The organism is Peristeroidobacter agariperforans, from assembly GCF_004138335.1.
Taxonomy (GTDB): Bacteria; Pseudomonadota; Gammaproteobacteria; order Steroidobacterales; family Steroidobacteraceae; genus Steroidobacter; species Steroidobacter agariperforans.
This window is the reverse complement of record NZ_RYFW01000001.1, coordinates 1534655-1551035: the sequence shown is the minus strand read 5'-3', so window position 1 is coordinate 1551035 and position 16381 is coordinate 1534655. Positions and strand designations below refer to the sequence as shown.

At 62.8% G+C, this 16381-nt stretch carries 12 protein-coding genes; 6 read left to right on the top strand and 6 right to left on the bottom strand.

All coding sequences use genetic code 11. The features are described from left to right. Window positions 1-18: 18 nt before the first annotated feature. On the bottom strand, window positions 19-1479 hold the full coding sequence (gene zwf, locus EK373_RS06665; RefSeq protein ID WP_129641927.1) for a glucose-6-phosphate dehydrogenase: 1461 nt from the start codon (window positions 1477-1479) through the stop codon (window positions 19-21). A gap of 214 nt (window positions 1480-1693) precedes the next feature. Here zwf and edd point away from each other — a divergent pair, with 214 nt between their 5' ends. Together edd and eda are read left to right on the top strand one after the other, a co-directional pair. Next, window positions 1694-3532, top strand: a complete 1839-nt coding sequence (edd, locus tag EK373_RS06660) for a phosphogluconate dehydratase (RefSeq protein ID WP_129641926.1) — start codon at window positions 1694-1696, stop codon at window positions 3530-3532. Between the two features lie 38 nt (window positions 3533-3570). Next, window positions 3571-4200 (top strand): bifunctional 4-hydroxy-2-oxoglutarate aldolase/2-dehydro-3-deoxy-phosphogluconate aldolase, encoded by a 630-nt coding sequence (gene eda, locus EK373_RS06655; RefSeq protein WP_129641925.1) that lies wholly within the window; start codon window positions 3571-3573, stop codon window positions 4198-4200. A 5-nt stretch (window positions 4201-4205) separates the two neighbouring features. Here eda and EK373_RS06650 read toward each other — a convergent pair whose 3' ends face one another. The 3 genes from EK373_RS06650 to EK373_RS06640 all read right to left on the bottom strand — a co-directional run bounded on the left by EK373_RS06650 (window position 4206) and on the right by EK373_RS06640 (window position 8209). Beyond that, entirely contained in the window at window positions 4206-6572 is a 2367-nt protein-coding gene (locus tag EK373_RS06650; protein ID WP_129641924.1) for a glycosyltransferase, read from the bottom strand. Window positions 6573-6784: 212 nt separating this feature from the next. Further along, entirely contained in the window at window positions 6785-7570 is a 786-nt protein-coding gene (locus EK373_RS06645) for a DNA-3-methyladenine glycosylase family protein (protein WP_129641923.1), read from the bottom strand. A gap of 18 nt (window positions 7571-7588) precedes the next feature. Continuing rightward, window positions 7589-8209, bottom strand: coding sequence for a DUF502 domain-containing protein (locus EK373_RS06640; protein ID WP_157994252.1), 621 nt, complete (start codon window positions 8207-8209; stop codon window positions 7589-7591). A gap of 154 nt (window positions 8210-8363) precedes the next feature. Between EK373_RS06640 and dacB the strand changes: the two genes are divergently transcribed. Both dacB and EK373_RS06630 read left to right on the top strand, forming a co-directional pair. Next, on the top strand, window positions 8364-9791 hold the full coding sequence (gene dacB / locus EK373_RS06635; RefSeq protein ID WP_129641921.1) for a D-alanyl-D-alanine carboxypeptidase/D-alanyl-D-alanine endopeptidase: 1428 nt from the start codon (window positions 8364-8366) through the stop codon (window positions 9789-9791). Window positions 9792-9864: 73 nt separating this feature from the next. After that, the gene (locus tag EK373_RS06630) at window positions 9865-10452 is read left to right on the top strand and encodes a porin family protein (protein ID WP_129641920.1); all 588 of its coding nucleotides are present in this window, start codon (window positions 9865-9867) and stop codon (window positions 10450-10452) included. Window positions 10453-10531: 79 nt separating this feature from the next. Here EK373_RS06630 and amrS read toward each other — a convergent pair whose 3' ends face one another. Continuing rightward, entirely contained in the window at window positions 10532-11626 is a 1095-nt protein-coding gene (amrS, locus tag EK373_RS06625; RefSeq protein ID WP_129641919.1) for an AmmeMemoRadiSam system radical SAM enzyme, read from the bottom strand. Window positions 11627-11698: 72 nt separating this feature from the next. Here amrS and amrB point away from each other — a divergent pair, with 72 nt between their 5' ends. Continuing rightward, window positions 11699-12499 (top strand): AmmeMemoRadiSam system protein B, encoded by an 801-nt coding sequence (gene amrB, locus EK373_RS06620; protein WP_198683111.1) that lies wholly within the window; start codon window positions 11699-11701, stop codon window positions 12497-12499. Further along, window positions 12496-13053 carry an AmmeMemoRadiSam system protein A gene (gene amrA, locus EK373_RS06615; protein WP_129641917.1) on the top strand — a complete coding sequence of 186 codons (558 nt, stop codon included), beginning with the start codon at window positions 12496-12498 and terminating at the stop codon, window positions 13051-13053. Before amrB ends, amrA begins: the two co-directional genes overlap by 4 nt. A gap of 3 nt (window positions 13054-13056) precedes the next feature. On the opposite strand, the gene treS is transcribed toward amrA, so the two are convergent. Next, entirely contained in the window at window positions 13057-16326 is a 3270-nt protein-coding gene (treS, locus tag EK373_RS06610; RefSeq protein ID WP_129641916.1) for a maltose alpha-D-glucosyltransferase, read from the bottom strand. Between the last annotated feature and the right edge of the window lie 55 nt (window positions 16327-16381).

The following is a 16381-nucleotide window of genomic DNA, read 5'->3' as shown; positions in this document are numbered from 1 at the left end:
CGCTACAACTACCTCTTATTACAGCTCGTTACGCCAAGCGAAGCCATCCCGACCCAACAATGCGCTGGCGGCGGCCGGGCCCCAGCTGCCGGCGGTATAGGTCTTGGGCGCCTCGTCCGACTGATCCCAGGCCTCGCGGATGGGATCGATCCACTGCCAGGCGGCGTCCAGCTCGTCTCGGCGCATGAACAGGGTCAGATTGCCCTTCAACACGTCGGTCAGCAGGCGCTCGTAGGCATCCAGGCGCGGCGCCTTGAACGTTTCGGAGAAATCCAGGCTCAGGTTGACCGGCCGCAGCCGCATCACCTCACCAGGAAACTTCGCCAGCACGGTGAGCTCGATGCTTTCGTCCGGCTGCAGCTGGATCACCAGGCGGTTCAGCGCCTGCGGCGTGTCCGGGCGCTCGTAGATGGACAGCGGCACATCCTCGAAGGTCACCACGATCTCGGACAGCTTTTCCTGCAGTCGTTTGCCGGTGCGCAGATAGAACGGCACGCCGACCCAGCGCCACGAATCGATATCGACGCGCAAGGCGACGAACGTTTCGGTCTTGCTGTTCTCCGGCACGTCCTTTTCATCCAGATACCCGACCACCGGCTTGCCGCCGGCCGCGCCGGCCTTGTACTGGCCGCGCACCGTCTTGTGCAGGACATCGCGGCCTCGCAACGGACGCAACGCGCGCAACACTTTCAGCTTTTCATCGCGCATCGCATCCGGATCCGAGGTGGCCGGCGGCTCCATCGCAATAATGCAGAGCAGTTGCAGGAGATGGTTCTGCACCATGTCGCGCAACGCGCCGGTCTCATCGTAGAAGCCGGCGCGACGCTCGACGCCGAGCTCTTCGGCGACCGTGATCTGCACGTGCTTCACACGGCCCCGGCGCCACAGCGGCTCGAACAGCGTGTTACCGAAACGTAGCGCCAGCAGGTTCTGCACTGTCTCCTTACCGAGATAGTGGTCGATACGGAAGATCTGCTGCTCGCTGAAGATCCGACCGACGCGCTCATTGATCTGTGCCGAGGACGCCTGGTCGTGACCCAGCGGCTTTTCCAGCACGACGCGCGAATTCGGTGTTGCGAGGGAATGTGTCGCGAGGCCTTCGCAAATGGGTGCGAACAGGTCCGGCGCGACCGAGAGGAAGAACGCGCGCCCGTGTTCATCACAACCTTCGAGCTTCTTCTTCAGGCCGGCGAAGTCCTCGGGGGCCGAGGCATCGACCTTCACATAGTCCACGTGCTGTGCAAATTCTGCCCAGCGTTTCTCGTCGTAATCCTTGCCGAGGTAGGTCTGGCAGCTGGCCTGGACTTGCGCGAGATACTCATCGCGCGACAACTCGCTCCGCGCTACGCCGAGCACGCGCGATTTGGGAGACAGATAGCCGGACGCCTTACGGCGATACAGAGCCGGCAGGAGCTTGCGCATGGCCAGATCACCCGTGCCGCCGAACAGGACCAGATCGAAAGTCGGAAGAGGTTGCATGAATACTGACGCCTTGCAGGAAATCTCGATCGCAGCCCGCTAAGTTAGCGCCCTAGTGTGACGCCCGCAAACGAACGACGAGACAATTGGTGGACATTTGTTTCGGCGAGCGGTCTGCAATTCCAAAGTGGGCCAGATGATAGCGTGAAGCGCCGAGGCGATGCGCCGCGTGAGACGGTAGAATCATGGGCACGATTGAGGACCCCCAGCACACATGAAGACCAGCGCACCCCTGCATGAACGCGTGCGCGCCGTAACCGAGAGGATTCGCGAGCGCAGCCAACCCACCCGCAGCGCCTATTTGGAGCGCATGCGAGAAGCACAACGCAGCGATAAACCCACTCGCTCGGGCTTGTCTTGTACCAATCTGGCGCATGGCTTCGCGGCCATGGACATGCAGGACAAAGACAGGCTGCGCGTCGCGCGTTGGCCTAATCTGGCTATCGTTTCCTCTTATAACGACATGTTGTCGGCGCACCGGCCGCTCGAGCGTTATCCGGAGCTGATCAAGCTGGCCGCGCGCGAAGTGGGAGCGGTCGCGCAGTTCGCCGGCGGCGTGCCCGCCATGTGCGACGGCGTGACGCAAGGTCAGCCGGGCATGGAGCTGTCGCTGTTCAGTCGTGACGTGATCGCGATGAGCACGGCCATCGCGCTATCTCACAACATGTTCGACGCCACGCTGTGCCTCGGCGTGTGCGACAAGATCGTGCCGGGCCTGTTGATGGGCGCGCTCACGTTCGGCCACCTGCCCACCATCTTCGTGCCGGGCGGGCCGATGACTTCGGGAATTCCGAATAAAGAGAAGGCGCGCATCCGGCAGTTGTTTGCAGAAGGCAAAGTCGGCCGCGACGCGCTGCTCGAATCGGAAGCGCAGAGTTATCACTCGCAAGGCACGTGCACGTTCTATGGGACGGCCAACAGCAATCAGGTGATGATGGAAGTGATGGGCCTGCACCTGCCGGGCGCGGCCTTCGTCACTCCGAACACGCCACTGCGCGATGCGCTCACCAGCGCTGCCGCCCGGCGCGCCGCGAAGATCACTGCGCTTGGCGATGAGTATCTGCCGCTGAGCCAAACGGTTGACGAGCGCGCCATCGTGAATGCGATCGTCGGCCTGCTCGCCACCGGCGGCTCCACCAACCATACATTGCACCTCGTCGCGATGGCCCATGCCGCGGGCATCGTCATCAATTGGGACGATTTCAGCGACCTCTCGGAGATTGTGCCGTTGCTGGCTCGCATCTATCCGAACGGCGCCGCCGACGTGAATCACTTCCATGCCGCTGGCGGCATTGGCTTCCTGATCCGCGAGCTGATCAGCTCCGGCTTGTTGCATCAGGACACGGTCACCGTCGTCGGCCAGGGGCTCGACGCGTACACGCGCGAACCTTGGCTGTCATCCAATGGTTTGGAATGGCGGCCTGCTCCTGCTCAGAGCGGCGACAACGAAGTCCTGCGGCCGATTACCGATCCGTTCGGCGCCGACGGCGGGCTGAAAGTGTTGCGGGGAAATTTGGGCCGCGGCGTGATCAAGACGTCGGCAGTCCAGCCACAGCATCGCGTTGTCGAAGCGCCCGCGCGCGTGTTCAACGATCAGGAGGATGTGATCAAGGCATTCAAGGCCGGCGAACTGTCGCGCGATTGTGTCGTAGTCGTTCGCTACCAGGGTCCACGCGCCAATGGTATGCCGGAGCTGCACCAGCTGACGCCGACGCTCACGTCTCTGCAGAGCAAGGGCTTTAAAGTCGCGCTGGTCACGGATGGCCGCATGTCCGGAGCCTCGGGCGCGGTGCCGGCTGCAATCCACATGACGCCGGAATGTCTCGCGGGCGGTCCGCTCGAGAAGGTGCAGGACGGCGATATCATTCTTCTCGACAGCTATACCGGCGTGCTCGAGGTGAAGGTTTCCGACGCGGTGCTGCGTAGTCGCGTCGTGCCGAGGCCGGATTTGAGTCGAAACAACTTCGGCATGGGCCGGGAGTTGTTTGCTACGTTCCGGGCCGCCTCGGGGGATGCGGAAGCAGGCGCTGCTTCCGTCTATGGCGGGCTCTGAGTGACCAGTCATTCTTCAATATCATCTACATCGATCTCATGAATATTCGCTCCATTCTCGCGCTCGCTCCCGTTGTTCCCGTGATCACCGTCGAGCACATCGATCACGCCGTGCCGCTCGCTCGCGCCCTGTGCGCCGGCGGCCTGCGTGTTTTGGAAGTCACATTGCGCACGCCGGCAGCGCTGCCCGCCATCGAAGCGATGCGTAAAGCGGTGCCCGATGCGGTGGTGGGTGTGGGAACGCTGGCGCGTCCGGGAGATTTTGTGACGGCGGGGAATGCGGGTGCGCAGTTCGGCGTGAGCCCTGGACTCACTGCGGAGATGGCTGCCGCGGCGCGCGCTGCTTCGTTCCCAATGCTGCCTGGAATCATGACGCCGACTGAGCTGCTGGCGGGATTGGCTTGGGGCTACGACACGTTCAAATTGTTTCCTGCCCAACAGGCCGGCGGCATCGGCATGTTGAAGGCGCTTGGTGCGCCGTTCCCCGAAGTGGTGTTCTGCCCGACCGGCGGCATCAGCCGTGCGACTGCACCGGACTTCCTGGCGCTGCCCAACGTGGCGTGCGTCGGCGGCTCGTGGGTCGCACCGACGGACAAGATCCGCGCGGGCGATTGGGCAGCGATCGAAGCCCTCGCGAAGGACGCGGCTTCGTTAGCGAAGGCGAAGTAAGCGCGTTACTTGCCGTTGGCGGCGCGCTTGGGCTCGACTGCGGGCTCGGGAAGCAGCGCGAGCTCGTCTGCGACCGGAGCGGCCTTTGCAATGAGTGACAGCGTCTGGGCGCCGCTAAGCTCCGCAGGCTTGGCAGGTTCCGGCTTCGTTTCGACCTTGGTTTCAGACTTTGCGGCGTCCGACTTGGTGTCGGAGCGCTGCATGGCCTGCCACTCGCCGGTCGCCAGCAATGTCAGCTCGCCGAACTCCGTCATGCTGCCAGTTGCGATCGGCGACTCGGCGGCAGGCGGCGGCGAGACTGGCGGGCTGACTGCTTCAACGACGTGCCGCTGCGGCAGCAGATCACCAGGCAGCTCGAGCGACTGAGTCGGGGAGCTATCCGACTGGGAACTATCGGGCTTGGCAGCGTCAGAGAGATCCTCACCGGCCAGCGCGGCGTTGGCGAGATCCTGGGCCAAGGTGCCGAGCGGCTGCGTGCTGCTCAGGTCGATCTTCTGTTTGCCGGTCGCCGAGGTGACATCGGTAGCCGCCGGCCACTTCAATGCAGCGAGCCCGGCCATCGTGCCTTCCGGCAATGTTTCCAGCGGCTGCGTGCTGGAAACGGGCGGACGTGTCATTGGAGATGTCGCCGGCGGCCTGGTCACGGGCGACGCCGGCTTGTTCGGTGTCGGAGCAATCGGTTGAAGCGCCGCCATCCGCGCCGCTTTCAGAGCAGCTTGTTTCGCCGCATCGGGCTGTGCCGCAGTCGAAGTGGACGCAGCAGCGACAGGCTTCTTCGCGCTCGAGGGACCGTTCGATACTCGCGGCGGCGGTGGTGCTTCGGCCGCCAGCATTTCCGGCGGCAGCAATTCTTCCGAATCATCGGCCACACCGCGCGCCCGCTCGGTCATCGGCGACTCAGAGCTGAGCCCCTTCACTTGCTGGGATTCGAACACCTCCAGCACATCGCCGACCGACTTGCTCGCCGCGACTTTCGCTTCCAGCTCGGCCTCGCGCTTGGCCCGCTCCTGCTCCTGTTCGAGCCGCCACTTGGGCAGCTCATCCGGCTCCCGCTCGGTAACTTTGCTTTCCAGCGAATCCGGGTCGGAAAGATCGACCACCGTGATCGGCTTGCGCTTGGCCGCATTCATCTCGGCTTCGGTCGGCAACGCCGGCGGCACCGTGAGCGCCGCATCGATCTCCGGCGTCGGCAGATCTTTGGCGACCAGCAACTGCCGCCCGATCAAATCGTAGTAGAGCTGCAAGTATTTCTGCAGCGACCGCACGTACACGTAATTCGCCAGCGCGTGCTTACGCGCGCCTTGCGCCATGTGAGTTCGTTTCTCTGGCGCAAGCTGCATGATGCGAGTGATGCCTTTGATGAAGGCCGCCGGACTGCCCGGCTCGATGGCCACACCGTGCTGGCCGATCAACTCGCCCTGCGCGCCGATGCCGGTCGCCACGACCGGCACGCCACACAGCATCGCCATGACTACATTCATGCGCGACTGATCGTTCACCGAGCTGGAGCAAACGACATCGCAGGCGTTGTACAAACTGTTGATGTCGGAATACTCGCCCAGCAGGTGCACGCGAGTCGACAGCGCACCGCCGCCGATCAGCGCCATCAGCGGCGCATTGCCCTTCTGCACGCCATGACCGGCGAGCACCAGGGCAACGTTTGGATTGGTCTTGATCAGCTCGCCGACCGCGCGAATCAACGTCGTATGGTCGTATTCGGCCTGGAACGGAGCTGCCATGCCGACGACGAACGTTTCGCCCGGCAAACTCAGCTCCTCGCGCAGCTTGCGTCGGGCCGCGAAGTCCGGTTTGAAGCGCGTGGCATCCACACCCGGCGGAATGGTTTCGTGACCGCCATCGGGGAAGCCAACGCGGCGATGTTGAGAAGCGCCCGACTCCGACGCGTACACGATGCGATCGGCGCGCGTGGAGAACTTCGCAGCGTATTTGAGCTTCTGTCGATCGATGAAGCCCGGGTTCTTGGCGAGCGGCACCGTATCCGACACGCTCCACACCAGGCGCGGCTTCCAATCGCAACGCTTCCGGAGCAGCGTCGATATCACTTGCGCCGTGTGACCCCAGGCCTGGATCACATCGGGACGGAAGTGACGCGTCGACTGCACCAGCTCCTGGAAAGCTTTCGGCGAGAAACGTTTGCGCGACAGCGCGAGATCGAACGTGGGCACGCCATTCTGCCGCAGCACCGCCGAGGGCACGGCGCCCGGCGACAGGCATGCGACCTGCGCCTTCACACGCTGACGCGGCAGGCGCGTTAGCAGCGGCATGAAAAGCGACGGCTGCACGGAGCTCGCGACGCCGCCGGCGCTCACGAGGTGCAGTACGCGTATTTGTCGAAGATTGGCGTCGGACACGACCAAACCGTCGCTTGGATTCCAGTTACGGAGTGAATGAGCAAATCCTAGCAGTAGTCCGATTCAACACGCGCGAGGCAGAGTGTGAAATTGTTAAACCCGCCACAGTTCGTGTGACAGCGCGCAGGTGACAAGAATTGGCAGTTGTTGGCCAGTATTTGGCAGGCCGAGAGCCGCATCACAAACACAGCCGCCGCAAGGGCGAAAAATGGCTAGGCGACGGCCCATAGATAAATCGCCGCGTAGGCCCGCAGCGGCCGCCAGGCTTCGGCCAGTTTAAGCAGTTCCGCCGGTGTTGCCACCTTCGCGGCACGGATCAAACCGATGTCGGACGCAGGAAAGGCATCCCGGTCTCTGCCCAAACGAATCGCCAGGTATGCGCGGGTCCACGGACCGAACCCCGGCAATGTTTGTAATGCCGTATCCACTTGCGCCCAAGGCTGCGAGAAATCGACTCGCCCGTCGACGATCGCCTGTGCGAAGGACTGCAACGCCGCCGCCCGCTTGCCTGGCATGCCCATGTTAGAAACATCCGCCGCGACCACACACTCCGGCGTAACCGATCCACATCGCTCCACCAGCCGGCGCATCAGCGTGCCGGCAGCGGCGACCGTCACTTGCTGGCCAAGGATGGTTCGTATGCAAAGCTCGAACGGCGACCACGCGCCCAGCGGCCGCATGCCAGGCAGATTCGCCAGGCGTTGCTGCAGCGGCTTGGAGCGGTGCAGATGCTCATGGATCAGAGCGTGATCATGCTCGACATCGAACAACCTGGCGGCGGCGGCCAATGTTTCATCCGCATTGACGCGACCGTTCGCGGACACGATCAGCCGCGACGGCCTGGCCGCGTACTCCACGGTAATGGTCCGCTTGCCCATGAGACGTTGATAGCGCCCGCCCTCGACGGACTCGAAGCCGGGCGTGAGACGATGCGAGTAATAGTCGAGCAGCACCTGCCACGGGAACGGGGTGCGGACCGGTATGTCACCAATGTTCATTCAGGGCCACCCTAACCGTCAGACCGGCCGGGCTCTATCCGTTTCCTGCGCCGGCTCGTGCTGGCTGGTGACGCCGCCGAGCAGCACCAGGCGCATCGCCTCTTCCACCGACAGCTCGGTCTCTCGCAACTCGTCCTTGTGCAAGTACAGGGTGTAGCCGCCGATCTGATAACTCATGGGGAAGTACACGGCGACCAGGTCCTCGCCGTTCGCACCAAACAGCTTCGGGTTCAGCTGTTCCTCGGTAACGAAGCCGATCATCTGGGCGCTGCCGAAGCGCCACAGCACGACACGCTTCAGGTCGCGGGCTTTGCCGCCGGCGGGCAGGAAGCGGCTGAAATCCTTGAACGCGCCGAAGATGGTCTTGACGATGGGGATGCGCGCCAGGATCGATTCGCCATATCGGAACAGGCGCTGCACGATATATGCGTCGACCAGCGCGCCGACGAACAGGATCAGCAGGAAGGCGACCAGCAGCCCGAGCCCGGGCCAATAGCGATCTTCGGGCAACAAGGCTTGCAGCGGTTCGCCCAGCACCGATTCGGCGGTCTTCGCCAGCCAGAATACGACGTAGACGGTGAGCGCCACCGGCAGCACCGCTGCCAGCCCTTTCAGGAACGTATTCCACAGTCGCCGCATCGTCGATCCGTCAGTCCACCGCCGCAGGAGTGCGAAGTATGCGGCGTACCCGTACAGAAGAACATCGCGGGGCCGAGTTTGCAGCGCCCCAGCGCGCGCCACACTGCTAAAATCCGGCCGCCGCCCGAAATCGCCTGGCCTGACTTCTCGACGAATGCTCAAACCTCTGGTCGCGCTGGTCGCGCTCATCGCCGCTGCTTTTCACCCGCTCGCGCTGGCTCGCGACTCGCAACTGCCCCCTGCCGTTGCACGCGTCATGAATCGCGTCGGCATTCCGGCCAAGAACGTCAGTATCTACGTGCGCGACGCCAACACCAACGCAGTGGTGCTCGAGGTGAACGACAACCAGCCGCGCAGCCCGGCCTCGGTGATCAAGGTGCTGACGACGTACGTTGCGCTGGATTCGCTCGGCCCGAGCTACACCTGGAAAACGCGCGCCTATACCAACGGCTCCCTGGCGAATGGAGTGCTGAACGGCGACCTGTTCGTGGTCGGCGGCGGCGATCCGTACATGACGGCCGAGCATTGGTGGCGTTTCGTGCAGAGCCTGCGCGCAGCAGGGCTCGCGAAGATCAGCGGCGACTTCGTCATCGACCACGGTTACTTCGCACCGGCAGAAGGCAATCGTGCCGACTTCGATTCGCAACCGTTCCGCAGCTACAACGTGCTGCCGGACGCGTTGATGGTGAATTTCCAGACGTCGCGCTTCACGCTCATCGCCAACGAGCAGCGCGGCCGGCCACTGATCCTGGTCAATCCGCTGCCCCACAACCTCGATGTACAAAATCGAGTCCGGCTGACCGGCGGCAAGTGCTTCACATCGGGCGTCACGTTCACGACGCCCGACCCCATCGACAATCCGAACACCGTGGTCGTCGGCGGAGCGTTGCCCGCCTCGTGCGGCAGCTTCTCGATCGGGCGCGCAATCATGACCGCACCCGACTATGCATACGGCACGTTCCGCACTTTGTGGAATCAATCCGGCGGTGCCATGGACGGCGAGATGCGGCTGGAAACATTGCCCGCCAACGCCAGGCCGCTGCACGAGCATGACTCGATGTCGCTCGCCGAAATCATCCGGCTGGTGAACAAATATTCCAACAACGTGATGGCGCGTCATCTGATGCTGACACTCGGCGTGGAGAAATACGGCCCGCCGGCCACGGTGGAAAGCGGCCGCGACGCCATTCGTTTGTGGTTGCAGAATCGCGGCATTGCGATGCCGGGGTTCGTGATCGACAACGGTTCGGGTTTGTCGCGCGCCGAGCGAGTGACTGCGCGCGGCCTCGGCGAAATGCTGGATATGGCATGGCACAGCCCGTTCATGCCTGAATTTGCCGCCTCGCTGCCGCTGTCCGCAACCGATGGAACTTTACGCAATCGTTTCAACTCGCCGGGCATGCAGGGACGCATTCGCTTGAAGACCGGCCACCTCGACAACGTCAGCGCGCTCGCCGGCTTCGTGAACGCCGCTTCCGGAAAAACTTACGTTGTCGTGATCATCGTCAACTCGCCTGGCGCTCAGGGCGGCTCCGGCGAAGCCGTTCATGCAGAATTGATACGCTGGGTGTTTGGCCAGTAGCGCGCGCGCATCATGGAACCGCCGCATCAAACAAACGTTCTGCACACGCTAGTTGCGAAAAAGGAGTGTGTGCATGAATCGCCTAATTATCGCGGCGACCCTGTTGGCATTGGGCTCGGGCGCGGCGTACGCGCAGTCGCCCGATAACGACGAAGGCTTGTATCTCGGCGGCGGCGTCGGCCAGTTCAACATCGAGATCGATGGTCTCGACGGCGTCGATGAAGCCCTCAGCAGTTTGGATGACAACGACACCGCATGGCAGGCGTTCGTCGGCTGGCGCTTGAATCCGTATATTTCGCTGCAAGCAGCGTATATCGATTTCGGGGGGCCCGAAGACGAGTTCGACACCAGCACTGGCGACGGCGGCAGGTTCAGAGCAGAACTGGCTGGCTTCGCACCTGCCATCATCGGCACCTTGCCGTTAGGACCCGTAGAGTTGTCGGCCAAGCTGGGTTACTACTTCTACGACCTGGAGATCACCGGCGATATCGATGACGTCGACTTCGACTCCGATGACAGCGGCGAAGATGTGATGTACGGCGTCGGCGTCGGCATGACGTTCTTCGAACGGCTGCACGCCAAGCTCGAATACGAGAAGATCGATCTGGAAGACGTGGACGATGCGAATGCGTTCTGGCTGACGGGACAGTGGCGGTTTTAAGGGAACGGTCTAGAGCGACCTGGAGCGCCAGAACCATGGAAGCCCGCCGGTGGCGTCACCGGCGGGTTTTTTCTTTCTGCTAGCGTGCCATGGCAGTCAGGCGCACAGCCATCCGCTTCGCGCCCCACTTCCCTGCCGCCCCATTGAACACACCCGGCAGCTGCGTGCCACAGTGCAAACACTTGCCGCCAGCGTCGAGCTGCCACTCACCCAGCTCATACCAGTCGCGCTCGATGACTCGCTGGCCGCAGCCCACGCAATAGGTGCTCGATCCAGCCGGATCGTGCACGTTGCCGGTGTAGACATAGCGCAGTCCATTCGCGCGCGCGATGTTTCTTGCACGAGTCAAAGTGGCGGGCGGTGTATGCGGCTTGTCCATCATCTTCCAATCGGGATGGAACGCAGTGAAGTGCAACGGCACGTCGGGGCCGAGCTTGTCCATGATCCAGCGGGTCATCTGGTCCAGCTCGGCGTCCGAATCGTTCTCATCGGGAATCAGCAGCGTGGTGATCTCGAACCACACTGAAGTCTCGCGCTTCAGATATTCGAGCGTTTCCAGCACCGCGCCCAGCTCGGCGCCGCAGATCTTCTTGTAGAAGCGCTCGGTGAAGCCTTTGAGATCGACGTTGGCTGCGTCCATGTGTTTGTAGAACTCGACGCGTGGCGCTGCATTGATGTAACCTGCCGTGACAGCAACGCTCTTCACGCCGGCCTCTCGGCAAACATCGGCCACGTCCATCGCATACTCCATGAACACGACCGGATCGTTATAAGTGAACGCAACGCTGGCGCATTGCAGCCGTCGCGCAGCCGCGGCCAGCATCTCGGGCGTGGCTTGATCGGCGAGCGTGTCCATCTCGCGCGATTTGCTCATGTCCCAGTTCTGACAGAACTTGCACGCCAGGTTGCAGCCCGCGGTGCCAAAAGAGAGTACCGATGTGCCCGGCAGAAAATGATTCAGCGGCTTCTTTTCGATGGGATCGACGCAGAAGCCGCTGGAGCGCCCGTAGGTGAACAGCTTCACTTGCCCCGCTTCGACACCGCGGACGAAACACAAGCCGCGCTGCCCCTCGTGCATGCGGCACTCGCGGGGACACACGTCGCACTGGACGCGGCCGTCATCTAGAGCGTGCCAGTGTGTAGTTGGCCATTGCGCAGTGGAGTAGTCTTTCATCGCTGTCGGGACCGGCGTATACGTCTGGTTCGTTCAGTCATCATGCGCCCATCAGAGGATCTGGGAAACGCGGTGAGCACGAGAATTCGACCTCCCGCCGTGGCCGGCCTGTTCTATCCAGGCGACGCGGCAGAGCTGCGCGACGCGGTATCGGAGTATTTATCACAGGCGCCGACCGTCGCCGGCCCGGTGCCGAAAGCTCTGATCGTGCCGCATGCGGGCTATATCTATTCCGGCCCCATCGCCGGAGCCGCGTACTCACAGGTCGTACATCGGCGTAAGCAAATTCGTCGCATCGTGCTCATCGGTCCCAGCCATCGCGTCTATCTGCGCGGGATGGCCGTGCCGTCGGCCGAGGGCTTTCAATCGCCGCTAGGTATGGCGCCAGTGGATCGCGAACTCAAGGCGCGTGTGCTCGAACATGAACAGGTCGTCGAAGCCGACGCTCCGCACGCGAACGAGCACAGCCTGGAAGTTCAGCTGCCGTTCCTGCAGACAATGTTCGACGATTTCACGCTGCTGCCCATCGCATTGGGAACTGCCTCTCCACCGGCCGTGGCGGCGGCCCTCGCCGATGTCTGGGGTGACGAAGAAACATTGGTGCTGGTCAGCTCCGACCTCAGCCACTACTTACCTTACGACGAAGCTCGCGCCGTGGATGAGGAGACCATCACGGCGATCTTGCGCAACGATGCAACGCTCACGGGCGAGCAAGCCTGCGGTTGCACAGGGATCAACGGACTGACGTTCCTGGCCCGACAGCGGAGCGCGCGTATCGAAGAGATTGCCCGGTGCAATTCCGGCGACACGGCCGGCGATCGCAGCCGCGTCGTGGGCTACGGAGCGTTCGCGTTGCACGAGTCGGCTCGATGACGCTGAGCCCCGCACAACGCTCCGAGCTGCTGTCGCTGGCACGTACGTCGATCGAGGCATCGCTGCCAACGGGCGAGCGGGCGCCCTATGACGGGCCGCCGTTGCACATCGAATTGATTCGTCCCGGCGCGTCGTTTGTCACATTGCGCGTCGGGGAGGATCTGCGCGGTTGCTGCGGGACCATCGAAGCGACGCGACCGTTGCACATCGACGTTTGGAACAACGCGTATGCCTCCGCCTTCGCCGATCCAAGATTCCCACACCTCACAGCGCATGAATGGACCAGCACGGGCCTCGGGATCTCGGTGCTGAGCGAGCCCGAGCGCTGTGACGTGCTCAGCGAGGCAGAGCTCTTGGAGACGCTGCGGCCGGGATTGGATGGCGTGATTCTGCAGGCAGGCGCGAGGCGCACCACGTTTCTGCCGGCGGTGTGGGAGCAACTGCCCGATGCCCGGCAGTTCATTCGACATCTGAAGCTGAAAGCGGGGTGGCCAGCCGACTTCTGGCCATCCGACATGCAGGTGTGGCTCTACACTACAGAAAGCTTCGGTTAGCTCCTATTCGAGCGGCGCATTCAGTTGTTCATGCAAGGCATCGATCGCCGCGGGCAGCATTTCGGGACGCTGCGCCAGCTCATGCCGTAGCGCATGCACGGTGCGGATGACCATGAACAACTTCAGCAGCCGCTGCGTACTCGCTTCGGTCGAAGGCAGGATGCCGGACTCGATGACGCCGCGCCGATAGCCCTGCATGAAGGCGCGAGTCGTCAGGAGCTGCCATTTCCCGAGCTCAGGCTCCAACCGTTCGCGCAGCTCCGGTCGATGCGCGAGCGCGTGATCCAACGCAACTGTCTTGGCGTACTGGAACGACACCAGCACGCTCGCCACATCGTGCAGCGGTGAATCTTTCTGACGCCGCTCTTCCAACGGCAGCGTCGTGTCGCCTTCGAAGCCCGTGATCAGGAAGTCGTCCGCGGCCACCATGACCTTGGCCAGGTGCAAGTTGCCATGGATGCGTGTGCGCAGACCGTCGATAGGCGCCGCGGTCAGCTCGCGGATGTGAGCAAACAGGCGCTCGCGCGCATTGATCAGTTGTTCCGCGCGAGTGCGCACGCCGTCCGACAACGCTGGCAGTCGTTGATTGAGCGCATTGAGCGCCGCCTCAGTGTCGAACTGCACAGCGCTGTACCAACGCGACAGATCTTGCGAGCGGATCGGTTCCGGTGCGAACGCCACATCTTCCGAGCGCGCCAGGATCGCGTGCATATCACCGATACGCCGGCCCAGTGTCTGCACCTGTGTCGTGAACAGGGCGTGCGGAGCTTCCGGTGCGCTCGAATCCTGCGACGAGATCAAACTTACGTGTCGTTCGAGATGGTTGAGCGTGTAATTCCACACATCGCCCTGGTTGCGCACATAAGAAAACAGCGACACCAGCAGCGTCGGGATCTGATCGTCCCACACGATGTGACCGAGCATCGGCGCGGCGGACTTGAAGCCCGCATCGGTCAGCAGCCGTGACATCTCGAAATCGGGATTCGGCCCGCGCTCGGCGCTGCGATACGCCTTCATGAACAGCACTTCGTCGATGACGATGTTGGTATTGGTAGGCTCGGTGCCCACGTGACGGACATTCTGCAGGTCCGGCTCGGGCAGCGGCGGCAACGGTCCGCGAGCTTCGAAGCGCAGCTCGCCGCCGGCGAACGGTATGGACTCGCCTTGCGCCATGTATTGGATCAGACCGAGACAGAAGATCGGATCGGCGAACGCGTCGATCATCACGCCGGCGCGTGCGTGTTGACGAACTTTGGCCAGCGTCCACTCGGCGGTCTTGAGCACAGCGTCGACGCCGTCCTCCCAACCGATCGTGAGCGGCATGATGTAGCGCCGCCGGCCGATCGCACCATCGACGTCGACGAAGCTGATCAAGTACACGCGCTGTTCGTATCGCCACAGGCTGCGCGGCCCGAGATGAACCGATGCGATCTCACTGCGATGATGCGAGAACCAGCCGCGCGCACCGATGAACTCCGGCAGCACTTCGCTTTCCAGCTGCTGCAGCGTGCGACGCATGAGCCCGCCATTGGCTGATTGAGTCACTTCCGTGAGGAAGGTGGCCAATCCCTCCGTGAGCACGAGCACAGGCAACTCGGTCGCGGGCAGGCGCTCGACGTGCCAGCTCGGCGGCGGCGCCGAATCGCTCAGCTGCAGCCAGAAAAAGCCGTGCGCGGGCAGCGTGAGGAAATAGGGCAAGTCACCGATGGGCGGAAAGGCATTCCGACCGAGCATCTCCACCGGCACGCGACCTTTGTATTTCGACAGGTCCAGCTCCACCGCCTGCGCCGTCTGCGACAGGTTCGCGACACACAAGATCATCTCGTGCCCGTCGCTGCGCACGTACGCGATGATCTTGCGATTCTGCGGTCGCACGAACTCCAGCGAGCCCCGGCCGAAACACTGGAACTGCCGTCGCACGGCGAGCATGCGTCGCGTCCAGTTCAACAGCGACGATGGGTCGCGGCTCTGGGCTTCCACGTTCACGGCCTGATACCCATAGATCGGATCCATGATCACCGGCAGATAGAGTCGCTGCGGGTCGGCGCGCGAGAAGCCGGCGTTGCGGTCGATGCTCCATTGCATGGGCGTGCGCACACCGTTGCGATCGCCGATATAGATGTTGTCGCCCATGCCGATCTCGTCGCCGTAATAGATGATCGGCGAGCCGGGCATGGACAGCAGCAGACTGTTCATGAGCTTGATGCGGTCGACGTCGTTGCCGAGCAGTGTGGCGAGCCGCCGGCGGATGCCGACGTTCACCCGCATGCGCGGCTCATTCGCGTACATCTTGTACATGTAGTCGCGCTCGCGATCGGTGACCATCTCCAGGGTCAGCTCGTCGTGATTGCGCAGGAAGATGGCCCACTGGCAATTGTCCGGGATGTCCGGCGTCTGGCGGATGATCTCGGCGATCGGATACCGATCCTCGAGCGCCACCGCCATGAAGATGCGCGGCATGAGCGGAAAGTTGTACGCCATGTGGCATTCGTCGCCCTCGCCGAAATACTCGCGCACATCCTCGGGCCATTGATTGGCCTCGGCCAGGAACATGCGGCCGGTGTAGCTCTCGTCCATCGCGGCACGCATGCGCTTCAGCACTGTGTGCGTCTCGGGCAAGTTCTCGTTGTTCGTGCCTTCGCGCACGCACAGGTAGGGAATGGCGTCGAGCCGCATGCCGTCGACGCCCATGTCCATCCAGAAGCGCATGACCCGGATCACTGCCTCGACCACTTCCGGATTGTTGTGGTTCAAATCCGGCTGATGGGAAAAGAAGCGATGCCAGTAGTACTGGCGCGCCACCGGATCCCAGGCCCAGTTCGACGATTCGGTGTCCGTGAAGATGATGCGGGTGCCGGCAAGCTTCTTGTCGTCGTCGCTCCATACGTAGAACTCGCGCTCGCGCGATCCCGGCGCCGCAAGCCGGGCGGCCTGAAACCACGGGTGCTGGTCGGACGTGTGATTGATGACCAGCTCGGTGATGACCTTCAGGTCGCGCCGGTGCGCCTCCTGGATGAACTGGCGGAAGTCCTCGAGCGTGCCGTAGTCGGGATGGACGTTGGTGTAGTCGGCGATGTCATAGCCGTCGTCGCGCAATGGCGACGGATAGAACGGCAACAGCCAGATGGTGTTGACGCCCAGCTCCTGGATGTAGTCGAGCTTCTGCGCCAGGCCGGCGAAATCGCCGATGCCGTCGCCGTTGGCGTCCTGAAACGCCTTGACGTGCATCTGGTAGATGATCGCGTCCTTGTACCAAAGCGGGTCGTCGCTCATAGCTGCCCATTTCGTGGATTCGATTCAAACGCTTCGGCCCGGTTGTCGGGTTCCG